Source organism: Hymenobacter nivis, assembly GCF_006439025.1.
Lineage (GTDB): Bacteria > Bacteroidota > Bacteroidia > Cytophagales > Hymenobacteraceae > Hymenobacter > Hymenobacter nivis_A.
The window spans coordinates 1-13,350 of sequence record NZ_RCYZ01000002.1; the positions used below are offsets into that span (position 1 = coordinate 1).

The following is a 13,350-nucleotide window of genomic DNA, read 5'->3' on the forward strand; positions in this document are numbered from 1 at the left end:
GGTGGGCAGCGAGCCGCCCTCCTCGAAGGCAAAGGGAGCTGCGGTATCGGTGCCGCCGGGGGGGAGGAAGTGGCGGAGCGGCACTACTGGCAGGCCCTGGGGCCCCACGCTCCAGCGGGTGGCGTGCGCCAGGGCTTGCCGCTGCCACGCGGCGGTGTCGGCGGCCAGCACGCTGTTTAGCAGCCACGGGTTGCGGGCCAGGCGGGCGAGGGCGGATAAGGTTTTGGAGAGGCGCGACACGGGTGCGAAGCTAGGCCCGGCGCCCGTAGCACGATGTAGTGTGGACTTTAGCTGCGCTGACCTTCGGTTGCAGTCCGCAGTTCTGAACGGTTGCTACCCAGTTATCGGCAGGGCGAAGCAAGCGCCGCGAACATTCGCTGCCCAGTAATTGGCAAGACGAAGCGAACGCCGCGGACTGCAACCGAAGGTCAGCGCAGCTAAAGTCCGCACTACGCTGCGCTACAGCAGCAGCAGGCCTTTTTCGCGCAGCAGTTGCCAGGCGGGGCTGATGAGGAAGGCCTCGAAGGAGCCGGCGGTGGCGGGGAAAGTGGCGGCGGCTTCTTTGAGCAGCAGCTTGGTGTCGTAGTCGTGGGTTAGGCGCACGAGCAAGTCGTGGAGCCAGCGGCCGGCCGCCTCGGGCGCTTTCACCTCAAAATCCTCAGCTTGCTCGTAGCAGGTGAGCACGGCGCGGGCGCCTTTTTTGCCGGCTTCCACGCGCAGCTCGGGGGCGTTGCCGAGCCAGAACAGGCGCNGCTGCGCTACAGCAGCAGCAGGCCTTTTTCGCGCAGCAGTTGCCAGGCGGGGCTGATGAGGAAGGCCTCGAAGGAGCCGGCGGTGGCGGGGAAAGTGGCGGCGGCTTCTTTGAGCAGCAGCTTGGTGTCGTAGTCGTGGGTTAGGCGCACGAGCAAGTCGTGGAGCCAGCGGCCGGCCGCCTCGGGCGCTTTCACCTCAAAATCCTCAGCTTGCTCGTAGCAGGTGAGCACGGCGCGGGCGCCTTTTTTGCCGGCTTCCACGCGCAGCTCGGGGGCGTTGCCGAGCCAGAACAGGCGCTGGTTTTGCTTGGCGAAGTCGGGCTTTTCGGGGGCTTGCAGGGCCTGGGCTACCAGTTGGCGCGGGGTGGTGGTTTTGGGCGTTTTGAAGTCGAACCAGAAGCCCAGCGGCTCGTCGAGGGCCACGCCGTGGAGGTAGTTGTAGAGGCTTTTGGCCAGGCCGGGGCCGAAGGCTTCGTGGTCGGTGCCCAGCGGGTCGTCGTGCCAGAGGTCGTTCCAGGCGAAGCCGGCGGGCTCGGGGCCCACGGCGGCTACTTGGTACTTGGCCGGGTTCTTCCCCACCGGCGAGTGGGCCGTCATCGAGAAGCGGTGCCAGTAGCCGCTCTGCACCACGCCGGCCGCGAAAAGCTGCCGCACAACTTCCAAAGAATCAATGGTTTCTTGAGCGGTTTGGGTGGGGAAGCCGTACATGAGGTAGGCGTGCACCATGATGCCGGCCTGGGTGAAACCGTCGGTGACGCGCGCCACCTGGGCGAGGGTAACGCCCTTCTCCATCAGCGCCAGCAGGCGGTCGGAGGCCACCTCCAGGCCCCCACTGATGGCAATGCAGCCCGAGGCGGCCAGCAGCCGGCAGAGGTCGGGCGAGAAGGTTTTTTCGAACCGGATGTTTCCCCACCACGTGATGGCCACGCGGCGCCGGAGCAGCTCCACGGCCAAGTCGCGCAGGGCCAGGGGCGGGGCGGCCTCGTCCACGAAGTGGAAGCCGGTTTGGCCGGTTTGGGCAATGATTTGTTCGATGCGGTCCACGAGCAAGGTGGCCGGCGCGGTTTCGTAGCGGCTGATGTAGTCGAGCGTGACGTCGCAAAACGAGCAGCGCTTCCAATAGCAGCCGTGGGCCACGGTGAGCTTGTTCCAGCGGCCGTCGCTCCAGAGGCGGTGCATGGGGTTGAGCACTTCGAGCACCGAGAGGTAGTCGCGCAGCGGCAAATCGGAGTAGTCGGGCGTGCCCACTTCGGGGTGCGGCACGTCGGGGTGCGGGTGGTTGACGTACTGAATCTGCCCGGCTTCGTCGCGCAGAAACGTGCGTTGCAGCTCGGTTTGCGGAATTTTGCCGGCCCAATAATCGAACAAGCGCAGCCAGGGCCCCTCGCCGTCGTCGAGGGTGAGGTGGTCGATGTAGTCGAAAAAGCGCGGCTCCTTGATGGTGCGCAGCTCGGTGTTGGGGTAGCCGCCGCCCATGATGGTTTTCGTGTGCGGGCTGACTTCCTTGATGCGGCGCGCCAGGCGCAGGGCCCCGTAGAGGTTGCCGGGGAAGGGCACGGTGAAGCCCACCACGTCGGGCTGCGTGCGGGCCAGCAGCGCATCCAGTTCTTCCAACAGCAAGGTATCCAGCAGGTTGGCGGACGCTTGCAGGGCTTGGTGCAGCGGCTCGAAGCTGGTGGCGGAGAGGGCCAGCTTTTCGGCGTAGCGCGAGAAGCCGAAGTGGGGCCCCACGGTTTCCTTGATGAGGTCAGCCAAGTCCTCCAAGTACAGCGTGGCCAGGTGGCGGGCCTGGTCGGTGAGGCCCATGGTGCCGAAGGCGGTTTCGAGGTCGGCCACGTTGTCGAAGCGGCTGGCTTCGGGCAGGAAGCGGCCGTGGCAGATGCGCGGGGCCAGGGTCAGGTCCTTGTTCTGCAAGAAGCGCACGACCGGCGCGATGGTGGCCAGGTAGCGGTTTTGGAGCCGCAGCATGCGCTTGGCGTTGTCGCTGAGGTCAAAATCGCCGGCCTCAATTTCGGCAAACACGCGCTTGAGGCCGTCCACCGAAAACAGGCGCAGCACGAGCTGCAAGCCCAGGTCAGCCTGCGCCACGTCGTAGCCGCGGCCCTTCAAAAACCCCTTGATGTAAGCCGTGGCCGGGTACGGCGTATTGAGCTGCGTGAGCGGCGGGGTGATGAGCAGGATTTTGGGAGCAGCGAGCGACACGGTAGCCTTCAACCCGGCCAAGGGGCCCCGGGTTCAGTGGCCGCAAAGGTCGGGCGGGATTTGCGGGCGCGGGCGGGCGGTGGCCCTACATCTTCATGCCGCCCCTTTTGCTGCCGCCCATCATGCTGGCCATGCTCATCCAGGGCGCGTTCAGGCGCACGTACACCGAGGCCGAGAGGGGTAGCTGGCCGTAGCCGGGGCCCCGGTAGGCCAAGCCGTACTGGGGGCCCTGCAAATCGGTGGGGATGAAGTAGCCCGTGAGCTGGCCGCCCACGTGCACCTCGGGGCCCCGGGGGCCACCCAGGCTGGCGAGGCGGTAGCTGGCGCCCAGCGTGAGGGCGTGCACGTTGAAGACCTTGGCCACCAGCTGGTCGTTGGGCCCCGAGGCGTAGAAGTCCAGCTCCTCGCTGTCTTTCTGCACGAACTCGTAGCGGCCGTAGAACGTGGGGCGGCCCAGGGTGAGGTTGGTTTCGGCCAGCACGGCGTGTTCGGGGTGCGGGCCGTGGCCCTCGTTCATGCCCCAGACCAGGGCCGAGGTGATGTAGTGGCGGTCGGCGCCCAGGCTGTGGCTGTGCAAAATGCTGGCCGTGGTGCGGGTCACGTTTTCGTCGGGGTGCAGGTCTTCGGGGCTTTTGATGAAGGCGCGGCTCACTTGCAGAGCGAATTCGCGGCTGGGGTTCCAGTTCAGGCGCGCGGCCCAGGAGTCGGCGCGGGGCTTGTCGAAATCGAAGCGGTATTGGTCGGGCTCGCGGCCGGTGAAGTTGCTGCCTTCCAGCTTGAACTGCTTGTAGCGCACGCCCAGCGTGGCCACCCCGAAGGTGATGTGCGTGGCGTCGGTCCAGTGGTGGGAGAGGGGCGCGTCGGGGTTGGGCATGGCCGAAATGCGGTGCATGAACGCCACCGGCCCGATGGCCGGCTCGCCGGGGTAGCCCAGGTACAGGCTCACATCAACATCTTGATTAACAGCGTGCACGTAGCCCACGCTCAGGCCCGAAAACAGGTCGTGCGGGTGCTGCTTGTCGATGAGCGGCTGGCCCTTGTAGCTCTCGCCGGTTTGGAACAGCAGCGGGTAGCCGCCGCGGGTTTCCGTCAGCGCATCCAGCGACATCATCAGCGTGAGGTTGAGCAGGCCGTGGGCCCCCACGTTGCGCTGGGCCATGGCCATGCCCCAGTTGGGGCCGTCCACGGCGTTGGCGTGGCCGCGGCCGGTGGCGGGGTTTATGCCCCCGCCGCGGTGGTTGAAGTTTTGGCTGGTGTAGCGGCCGTAGGCCTGGCCGTGGGCCATCACCATCCAGGGGCCCTTGTGCGTCATCCACATGTACATGGGCGTGGCGTCGGGCTGCCAGCTGGTGGCCGAGCCGTTGCGGCTCATGGGCAGGTTGCGCGAGGTAGCGGCCGACATGGTGTGGCCGCCGTCGGTGCCGCCCATGCCCATGTGGTTCATGCCCGCGTGGTCCATGCCGCTCATGGGTTCCGTCGGTTTTTTGGGGCGGGTGGTGTCGGCGGGCGCGGGCATGTTCATGCCCGGCATGGTGGTTTGGGCGCGGGCGGGGGTCCCCAGCAGGCCGGTGGCGAGCAGCAACAGGGCCGCGGCGCGGACGGGAGCAGCAGCGAAAAGCGTCGAAGTATTCATGGCAGTAGAACGCCCGTTCTCCTCACCCGGTTTTCACGCGGGCCAACACAATTCGGCTTGGGGCCCTCCACGATTTTGGGGCCCGCCCGAATGGTGTTGGGTTTGGGCCAAATGCTGCACGGCCGCGGCGGCCGCGGCCCCGTAAACCAGCCTAGGTGGTACCCCTCCGCTTTTTGTTCAATCCTTTCTCATCCCCCGCCCATGGCTATTTCCACTGCCCCCCGCCCCGCCCACCAAGATGTGCTCGATGCCCTCGCCCGCTGCGTAGCGGCCTGTGAGCACTGCGCCACCGCCTGCCTCGGCGAGGACAACATCCAGATGATGGTGCCCTGCATCCGCCTCGACCGCGACTGCGCCGACATCTGCCGCCTCACCGCCGCCTTCATCGCCCGCGGCTCCGACCACGCCAAGCACGTGCTTAAGGAGTGCATCGAAATTTGCCAGAAGTGCCACGATGAGTGCGCCCAGCACGAGCACCAGCACTGCCAGGAATGCGCCGCCGCCTGCAAAGCCTGCCTGGAAGCCTGCAAATCGTATAGCTAGCCCGCCGGGCTTCGTCGGTCGCGCTACCGATTTCAAGCAAAAAAGGGGCCCTTACCAATCGGTAGGGGCCCCTTTTTATAAGTATAGCACTGACGCCTTACAGCGAGTCGAGCGAGAGGCGGGCGGGCAGCGACTGGCGGCGGAATTCGCTCACCGAGTGGCCCGTTACTTGGCGGAACTGGTTGCTCAGGTGCTGGCCCGAGCTGTAGCGCATCTGGTCGGCAATCTGGTTCAGGGTCAGTTCGCCGTAGCTGAGCAGCTCCTTCACGTGCTCAATTTTGAGGCGGATGAGGTACTTCTCGATGGTGAGGTGGGCGGTGCGCGAAAACACCTTGCTCAGGTGCGAGTAGGTGGCGGCCAGGCGCTCGGTGAGGAAGGCCGAGGTGGTGAGCGGCGAGCGGGCCGTGCGCAGGTGGTCGAGGTAGTCGGCGAGCAGGGTCTTGATTTGCTCGGTGAGCTGCTCGGCGCGGCCGCGCAGCAGCTCAAAGCCGGCGGCTTCGAGCAGCGGGGCCACGGTTTCGGGGTCCACGGGGGTGGTGGCGTCGAGCTCGGCGGTGCCCAGCGTTACGGCCTTGGTCTTGTAACCGGCACGCTCCAGCAGGGTGTGCACAGCTTCAACGCAACGCGGGCACACCATGTTTTTGATGTATAGCAGGTTCGTGGACATATAACTAGCGAGTTGAAGACCGCCCTGCGGCGGCGGTTGAAGATGCAGAACGAACAGGGCCCCGGGCCGGGGCTGGGCGGGGCCGCCGGGCCGCTGGGGCAGGCGAAGCCGCCGCCCAGCCCCGGCCAAACCAATGCTCGGTGGCCCAGCCTACAAACGGTACCACGGCCAGAAAGGTAACCGCCAGGAGCCAGAAAAAGATGAAGAATGCCGGAGCCAGCCGCCCAAAAAAATGCCCATCGGCCCCGAACACGTAGCCTATCAGCGCCAGGGCCAGCACGAGGCTGGCGGCGGCCAGCGCACCCACCCGCCGCCACGGCCCGGGGGCCAGGAAACGGGCAAAGCGCAGGCGCGGGAGCTGGGGCATTAGGGGCGGATTGGACAGGTGAAATTACACGGAAATTTATAAGCGCCCCGCGGGCCGGGCCGCTACAACGCGCCCGGGCCCCGGAATAGTGCCCACCGCTACGCCAGCACCGCCAGCAGCTCGCGCTGCAACGATTGGCCCTGGTCGTTGGTGTACCACTCGTTCATCTGGCGCACGATGGCGGCGGTGTGCTGCTCGGGGTCGGTGTGCAGGCGGTGGGCCAGCTCCTGGGCTTCGGCGGGGCGGGGGCCCCACTCGGCCACGGTGGCGCCGGTGGCCGCGTCCTGCATCACCAGCTTGGGGATGCTGTTTTTGCCGTTGGTTTGGTGGGCGGCCATAAAGCCGGGGTGCTCGGAGCGCAGCATCACGTGCAGGGCCACGCGGCCGCCGCTGCCCTCGGCCAGGTGGGCCAGCAGGGGCAGCTCGTGGGCGGTGTCGCCGCACCAGGCCTCGGCCAGCACCAGCCAGCGCTGGGGGGCGTCGAGGTGGCGCAGGCGGTCCACCAGCGCGGGCAGCAGGGGCAGGGCGTAGGCCCGGTCGAGGTGCTGCTGGTTTTGCTCGGTGAAGCGCACCAGGGCGGGGCCCTGGTCGGGGCCGGTGGTGCGGTGCTCGGCGGCCAGCGTGCCCACCAGGGCCCGGAACTCGGCGTAAGTGTAAGCGGGGGCCGGCAGGGCGGCAGCAGCAGAAGCGGACATAAGCGGGAGAGAAGGGCGAAACGGCCGGGCAAAATAACCGGCGGCCGGGGTGTTAACTAAACCCGGGGCCGGAGGTTGCGTTTATCTTTGCGCCGGAAGGTTGTCGCCGGTTCGTTTCCATCCCCTACGCCCTTCGTTGCCATGAAAAATCGCCTGCGTTCCCTCCCCGTCCTGCTGGCCGTAGCCTTCGCTGGGGCCCTGGCTAGCTGCAGCAGCAACGCCGACACCCCCGGCGCCGTCAACGTCGAGAACGGCGCGGCCAAGCCCCTTATGCCCGTCGAAGGCACCCCCCCCGCTGGGATGGGCGAAGATTCGGCCGTGGCCGGCCTGCACCGCAATACCTCCGCCCCGCCCACCGGCGAGCAGCTCTACGAAAACGCCGACAATCGCGTCGACCACAACCACGACGGCAAGGCCGACCACTAGCCCCGCGCTGCTTCTTCACGCCGGACCCCCGGCTTTTTTTGTTTTTTAATACCCGTATGAAAACCCTCTTCCGTCCCCTCCTCCTGGTTGCCGCCGTGGCCACCGGCCTTAGCGTCAGCTCGTGCGGCGAAAAAAAATATGGTGCCACCAACGTGGAGGAGAGCGGCCCCAAGCACGGCGAAATCATCCAGGCCAACCCCAGCGGCGACTCCATCGTGGCCGGCCTGCGCCGCCCCGCCAAAACCGGCACCCAGGAGCAAGGCTACGAAGCCGCCGACACCCGCACCGACAGCAACCACGACGGCAAAGCCGACAAATAGCCCTGAGGGACTAAAACAGGGCGATGGTCTAAAACGAAGCGGTCCGGTGGCTTTTCAGTCGTCGGGCCACGCTGATTAATACCCGGGCCCCTGTCTTTCAGTAAAATAGCTCACGCACGCAGGGCCCCAGCGGGGCAATCCGTCGGTAGTAATTTTTTGATCAATAGCACTAAAGCCCCAGCGGGGCGACCCACACGGCCAGCAAGGCGATGGGTCGCCCCGCTGGGGCTTTAGCACGCAGGGGCACTGGCGTACTACCGGTGGGCCGCCCCGCCGGGGCTCCGCGCACGCAAGTCCTGCCTACAGCAGCTGCGGGGCTGGTGTACGGTAGGGGCGGGGCTTGCCCCCGCCCGTGGTAGAACGAAACCGCTGGAGTGGCGCAACCGGCGGGCGGGGGCAAGCCCCGCCCCTACCGTACGCTAACGCCGGAATTACGCTGCATAACCAACCACCAAAACTGCATCAGCGCCGGAAGCTCAGGCCCAGGAAGTATTCGCGGTCCACGCCGTGGGTGACGGGCAGGTGGGTGCCAAAGTCCAGCTGCACGCTGTCGCTGAGGTCGAGCTGGGGCCCCACGTTGATGGAGCTGCGCCACGCCGCTTGGCGCACGTCCCAGTAGCCCACCAGCTCCACGAAGGCCTGAATCACCTTATTAAACTGGTAATCAGTGGTAAATGTGGGCGTGAGCTGGAGGTAGCGGCCCTGCGCGTCGCGGTCCCAGTACACCTGCGCGGCCACCTGCCCGCCGATGCTCCAGGGCTTGGTAATTTGAAACACCACGGGCAGCACCGCCCCGTACTCCACGGCGCCGTCGCCGCGGGGGCCCCCGGTGGGCAGCGTCACGTAGCCAATCAGGCCCAGGGCCCAACGGCTGTCGTCGTCGCCGGCAATGGTGTGCTTGAGGCGCAGCGTCACGTCGCCGAAGCCGCGGTAGAGCTGCCCCGGGCCGGGGTCGGCGTCGTCGTAGTTGCGGGTGTCGGTGTACGAATCGATGCCGACCTGCAAATCGGTGCGGTTGGTGAGGCCGATTTTGGCCAGCGCGTGGTTCACGTACCAGTCGTGGCCGTAGGCGCTGCCCTCGCGCCGCGTGAGCAGGCGCAGGGCGTCGGTTTCGTACTGGAAATGGCCCGCATCCACCGAGTATGGGCTTTCGGTGATGCCGGGGCGGTCGGGCACCATCGGGCGCATGTATTTGCGCGGCGTGGGCCTAAAGAGCGTGTAACGGCTCTTGTCCACGTCGATGGTGTCGTTCATCAGCGTCTTCTCGGCCCCGCTCGTCTTGTGGGTCACGTCCTGTTTTTGGGCGGCCGCCGGGCGGGCCCCCACCAGCGCCAGGCCCAGGGCTAAGTAGCGTAGTTTCATCGGGTAGATTAAAACGGTATTAAAAGGTGCCCCGCATACGCAACCCCCGCCCCCGCGGCCGGATTAGGGCCCCTGGGCGGGCCCTGGCGCCCGGTTAAATGTTGCCCTTGGTGCCTTCCGGGGCCCCTGGCATTTCCCAAACGGAAGGCCATCAACTAACGGCCAAGCGCCAGCAGCCCAATCAAAACGGCACCACCACCTTCGCGCTCAGGTTGCGGCCGGGGCTGAAAATGCCCGCCCGGCCGCCGGGCGCAGCCGCGTAGTACTCGAAGTACTTGAGGCGGTTGAGGTGGGCCTGGTAGGCCACGTCAAAGAGGTTGTCGGCTTGCAGCACCAGCTGCACGGCTTCGCGGCCGCCGCGGGTGCGCAGGCTGGTGCCCAGGCCCAGGCCCGTGAGCACGTAGCCAGGGGTGCGGGTTTCGGCCCCGTCCACGGCGTAGAAGCGGTTTTGGGGGCCCGTGGCGTCCAGCGTAACGCGCAGGTAGCTGGCCGTGAGGCGGCTACCGGCCCGCTCGGGGGCGGTGAGGCGCAGCTCGGTGCGGGCCGACGGGGCCGGTATCAGGGGCAGGTAGTGGCCGGCCGTGCCCACGCGGGCGCGCAGCTCGGGGTTTTGGTTGAGGCCGATGACCAGGGCCGCGCCGGTGCGCAGGCTGGCCCAGGGCAGGGCGCGGGGATGAATATTAAAGGCCACTTCGCCGCCGTAGAGGTCGGCCGCCGCTTGCTGAAACTGGTAGGTAGAGTTGCCCACCGGGTCGCGCAGCGGCTGGCCCTGGGCATCGTACTGCCGGGCCTGGTAAATGAAGTTGTTGACGTGGTTGTAGAACACCTCCGCGCTGCCCTCGAAGTCGGCCGATTTCCAGAGCACGCCCAAGTCTTCCTGCACGTTGAACTCGGGCACGAAATCGCGGTTGCCCAGGTAGATGATGTGCGCGCCGGGGTCGAGGCCGTTCGAGCCGATTTCGGGAATATTAGGGGCCCGGTAGCCGCGTGCCACGTTGGCCCGCAGCACCAGGTGCGCGCCCACGGCGTAGCTGCCGCCCAGGCTGGCCGACGCGCCGGTGTAGGTGCGCCCGAAGCTGGCAAACTGCAAGGTGGCCCCCGGCGCGCCCGCCCCCACGGCCTGCTCGAAGCCGTTGGCCGGGTTGGGGCCCACGTAAAAATCATCCCAGTGCACGCGGCGGGTGTCGTAGCGCAGGCCGGCGGTCAGCTCCAGGGCCCCAAACGCCTTTTTCACCAGCCCGAAGCCACCCAAATCGAAGAGCCGGAAAGGCGGAATAGGAAAGTCGGTGGCGTTGAGGTGCTGGTTGTCCTGGCTCATGCCGTTGGCCCCCGCCGTGAACTCGTAGCCGCGCCAGGCATCGAAAAGGTAGCGGGCCTGGTAGTTCAGGGTGGTCAGGCGCAGGTCGAGGCCCGGCTGGGCAGCGGCGGTGGGGTGGTTGAACTCCTGGCGGTGGTTTTGCTGCACGCCCAGCAGCAGGCGCAGCTCGCCGGGCCCCAGGCGCACCTCGGTGGTGCCAAAGGCCCGGTAGTGCTGGATGCGCTGGCGCAAGCTGCTGATGCCGTAGCTGTTGAGGTCGTGGGCGCTCACCACCGGCCGGTCCTTGATGTCGTCCCGGTCGGCCTCGAATACTTGGCGGGTGAAGCGCCGGCTCAGCGAGTCGCGGCTGCCGTCGGGGATTTCCTGGCGGTCGTCGTAGGCCGTGAGCCAGAGGTGCGCGCCGCCCCGCTGCTTCTGCACGCCCACCATGCCGGTCAGCTGCACCTCCCGGAAGCCGGTGTTGTACACCAGGCCATCCACGGGGTTGCGGTAGTCGTGGGCCTGGCGGCGGCTGCCGCGCAGGCTGGCCTGCAAGTCGTGCTTTTGGTAGTTGAAAGCCAGCGAGTTGCCGACGAGGCCGTTCACGCCCTGGTACTCGGCCAGGGCCTCGCCGTGCAGCTCGCCATCGGGGCCCCGGGGCAGGGCCGGGATGAGGTTGACCACGCCGGCCACGGCATCGGAGCCGTAGAGCAGGCTGGCCGGGCCCTTCACCACCTCCACGCGGTCCACGCCGTAGCCGTCCACCTCAATGCCGTGCTCGTCGCCCCACTGCTGCCCTTCCTGGCGCAGGCCGTTGAACAGGGTGAGTACCCGGTTGTAGCCCAGCCCCCGGATAAAAGGTTTGCTGATGTTGGGGCCCGTCGTCACGGCGCTCAGGCCCGGAATGCCGCGCACCGCCGCATCAATGGCATTGGCGTTGGCATTGAGGCGAATTTCCCGGCCCGACAGGGCCGCGATGGGCACCGGCGAGCGCCGGATTTCGGTGGCCCGGCCCACGCCCGTCACCACCACTTCGGCCAGGCCCGCGGGCGCGGCCACCAGCACGAAATCGAGGGCCTGCGCCGGGGCCCCGGCCACCGCCCGCTCGGCGGGTGCGAAGCCCACGGCGCTGGCCCGCAGCCGCTGGGGCCCCGGCGGCACCCCGCGCAGCTGGTAGCGGCCGGCCGCGTCGGCGGTGGCCCCCAGGGCCGTGCCCACCACGCCCACCCCGGCAAACGGCACTGGCTGGTGGCTGCCGTCGCGCACCGTGCCGTTTAGCTCAATACTCTGGGCAAAAGCCATTTGAGAAATGAAAAGCAGGGCGAGAATAAGTATCTTCATAAATATCTTCTTGGATATTAAAAGGCACGACGAAGCCGGCCCGCCGCGGGGCAGGGGAAGGTTTCGGTAGGAGAGTGGATGGCCGCCGCGGAGCAATTAGGGCCCCGGGGCAGCCAGCTTTTTTACCAGTTACCGGGCAACCGTGGGGCCCCCGGGGTTTTTGGAAACGATGCAGCGGCGCAAAAACTAGCGGGCGGCCGATGGCAAGTCAGCCGCCCTAGGGCCCTAGCCCACCACGGTTTGCCAGAGCAGGTACACGTTCAGCACGATGATGATGGCCGATACGGCCCAGGCGGCCACTTGCACGCCGGGGCGGTTGGCAAACACGCCCATTTTCAGCTTGTCGCCGGTGAAAAGCACCAGCGGCACCACCGCGAAGCTGAGCTGCAGCGACAGGATAACCTGGCTGAGCACCAGCAGCTGCCCGGTGCCCCGCTCGCCGTACAAGATGGTGACCACCAAGGCCGGCACCACCGCAATGAGCCGCGTAATCAGCCGCCGCACCCAGGGCTTGAGCTTCAAATCCAGGAAGCCTTCCATCACAATCTGGCCGGCCAGCGTGCCGGTCAGCGTCGAGTTCTGGCCCGAGGCCAGCAGCGCCACGGCAAACAGGGCCGAGGCCGCGCCCGCGCCCAGCACCGGCGTGAGCAGCTTGTGCGCATCGGCAATGTCGGCCACGCTGTCGTGGCCCTTGCCGTGGAAAGCGGCGGCGGCCGTGACGAGGATGGCCGCGTTCACGAAAAAGGCCAGGAACAGCGCCACCGTCGAGTCGATGGTGGAGAACTTAATGGCCGAGCGCTTGGCCGTCTCGTCCTGCCCGAAGGCCCGGGTTTGCACGATGCTGGAGTGCAGGTACAGGTTGTGGGGCATCACGGTGGCCCCCAGGATGCCGATGGCCACGTAGAGCATGCCGGGGTTCATCACCACCTCGGGGCGGGGCAGCAGGCCGCCGGCCAGGGCCCGCCAGTCGGGCTGCGAGGCCACGATTTCGTAGAGGAAGCAGAAAAAAATCAGGAGAATAAGGCCCCCAACCAGGCTTTCGATGAGCCGAAACCCCTTGTGCTGGAAAAACAGCACCACCAGCACGTCGAGCGTGGTGAGGACGACGCCCCAGGCCAGCGGCAGCCCAAAGAGCAGGTTGAGCGCAATGGCCGAGCCGATGACCTCGGCCAGGTCGCAGGCGGCGATGGCAACTTCGCACATCGCCCACAGCGCCAGGCTCACCGGGCGCGAGTAGTGGTCGCGGCAGGCCTGGGCCAGGTCGCGGCCCGTCACGATGCCCAGCTTGGCGGCCAGGTGCTGCAAAAACATGGCAAACAGGCTGGAAACCAACACCACGCTCAGCAGCGTGTAGCCGTAGCGGGCGCCGCCGGCCAGGTCGGTGGCCCAGTTGCCGGGGTCCATGTAGCCCACGGCCACCAGCAGGCCGGGGCCCCAGTAGGCCCGCAGCTTCCGCCAAAACGAGGCCCCCGCGCCGGGCACGGCAATGCTGCCGTGCACCTCGCTCAGCGAGTTGGCGCGGCGGGCGTGGCGCCAGCCGGCCTCGGCCGGATTGGCGACGGTGGGGGATTCAGTAGGCACAGCAGTGGCGGGAGTAAACTCAGTCATAGTACACTACAAAGGTAGAGTAAAAATTTAGACTAGTCTAAAAATTAATTTTAAACGCCCTAAAATACGCGAAATCCAGGGAAAAGTTGCGGGCCCACCAGCGGCCGGGGGCCCCGGGGGCCCGACCTTTGTCGGCC

The 13,350-nt window shown here is 66.9% G+C and carries 13 protein-coding genes; 3 read left to right on the forward strand and 10 right to left on the reverse strand.

The window, feature by feature from the left end; translation table 11 throughout:
* The 4 genes from EAH73_RS04415 to EAH73_RS04430 form a co-directional block, all read right to left on the reverse strand.
* A partial coding sequence (locus tag EAH73_RS04415; protein WP_140465310.1) for a hypothetical protein occupies nucleotides 1-240 on the reverse strand: 240 nt, incomplete at its 3' end.
* Between the two features lie 219 nt (nucleotides 241-459).
* Nucleotides 460-714, reverse strand: coding sequence for a hypothetical protein (locus EAH73_RS04420; RefSeq protein WP_140465311.1), 255 nt, complete (start codon nucleotides 712-714; stop codon nucleotides 460-462).
* Between the two features lie 44 nt (nucleotides 715-758).
* Nucleotides 759-2,954, reverse strand: a complete 2,196-nt coding sequence (locus EAH73_RS04425; RefSeq protein ID WP_140465312.1) for a B12-binding domain-containing radical SAM protein — start codon at nucleotides 2,952-2,954, stop codon at nucleotides 759-761.
* An 85-nt stretch (nucleotides 2,955-3,039) separates the two neighbouring features.
* Nucleotides 3,040-4,587: a hypothetical protein gene (locus EAH73_RS04430; RefSeq protein ID WP_193560181.1), complete on the reverse strand. Its 1,548-nt coding sequence runs from the start codon at nucleotides 4,585-4,587 to the stop codon at nucleotides 3,040-3,042.
* A gap of 201 nt (nucleotides 4,588-4,788) precedes the next feature.
* Between EAH73_RS04430 and EAH73_RS04435 the strand changes: the two genes are divergently transcribed.
* Nucleotides 4,789-5,130, forward strand: a complete 342-nt coding sequence (locus EAH73_RS04435) for a four-helix bundle copper-binding protein (protein WP_140465313.1) — start codon at nucleotides 4,789-4,791, stop codon at nucleotides 5,128-5,130.
* A 97-nt stretch (nucleotides 5,131-5,227) separates the two neighbouring features.
* Here the strand turns inward: EAH73_RS04435 and EAH73_RS04440 are convergent, their stop codons facing one another.
* From EAH73_RS04440 to EAH73_RS04450, 3 genes are all read right to left on the reverse strand, one after another.
* Complete coding sequence (locus EAH73_RS04440; protein WP_140465314.1) at nucleotides 5,228-5,797, reverse strand: helix-turn-helix domain-containing protein; 570 nt, start codon at nucleotides 5,795-5,797, stop codon at nucleotides 5,228-5,230.
* Between the two features lie 4 nt (nucleotides 5,798-5,801).
* The gene (locus EAH73_RS04445) at nucleotides 5,802-6,164 is read right to left on the reverse strand and encodes a hypothetical protein (RefSeq protein ID WP_140465315.1); all 363 of its coding nucleotides are present in this window, start codon (nucleotides 6,162-6,164) and stop codon (nucleotides 5,802-5,804) included.
* A gap of 98 nt (nucleotides 6,165-6,262) precedes the next feature.
* The gene (locus tag EAH73_RS04450; RefSeq protein ID WP_140465316.1) at nucleotides 6,263-6,859 is read right to left on the reverse strand and encodes a thioredoxin family protein; all 597 of its coding nucleotides are present in this window, start codon (nucleotides 6,857-6,859) and stop codon (nucleotides 6,263-6,265) included.
* A gap of 141 nt (nucleotides 6,860-7,000) precedes the next feature.
* Here EAH73_RS04450 and EAH73_RS04455 point away from each other — a divergent pair, with 141 nt between their 5' ends.
* The gene (locus EAH73_RS04455) at nucleotides 7,001-7,285 is read left to right on the forward strand and encodes a hypothetical protein (RefSeq protein WP_140465317.1); all 285 of its coding nucleotides are present in this window, start codon (nucleotides 7,001-7,003) and stop codon (nucleotides 7,283-7,285) included.
* Between the two features lie 56 nt (nucleotides 7,286-7,341).
* A complete protein-coding gene (locus tag EAH73_RS04460) occupies nucleotides 7,342-7,605 on the forward strand; it encodes a hypothetical protein (protein ID WP_140465318.1) in 264 nt (87 codons plus the stop codon).
* 462 nt (nucleotides 7,606-8,067) lie between these two features.
* Here the strand turns inward: EAH73_RS04460 and EAH73_RS04465 are convergent, their stop codons facing one another.
* The 3 genes from EAH73_RS04465 to EAH73_RS04475 form a co-directional block, all read right to left on the reverse strand.
* On the reverse strand, nucleotides 8,068-8,967 hold the full coding sequence (locus EAH73_RS04465; protein WP_140465319.1) for a transporter: 900 nt from the start codon (nucleotides 8,965-8,967) through the stop codon (nucleotides 8,068-8,070).
* Nucleotides 8,968-9,148: 181 nt separating this feature from the next.
* Nucleotides 9,149-11,566: a TonB-dependent receptor gene (locus tag EAH73_RS04470; RefSeq protein WP_240047142.1), complete on the reverse strand. Its 2,418-nt coding sequence runs from the start codon at nucleotides 11,564-11,566 to the stop codon at nucleotides 9,149-9,151.
* A gap of 264 nt (nucleotides 11,567-11,830) precedes the next feature.
* A complete protein-coding gene (locus tag EAH73_RS04475; RefSeq protein ID WP_140465321.1) occupies nucleotides 11,831-13,213 on the reverse strand; it encodes an Nramp family divalent metal transporter in 1,383 nt (460 codons plus the stop codon).
* Between the last annotated feature and the right edge of the window lie 137 nt (nucleotides 13,214-13,350).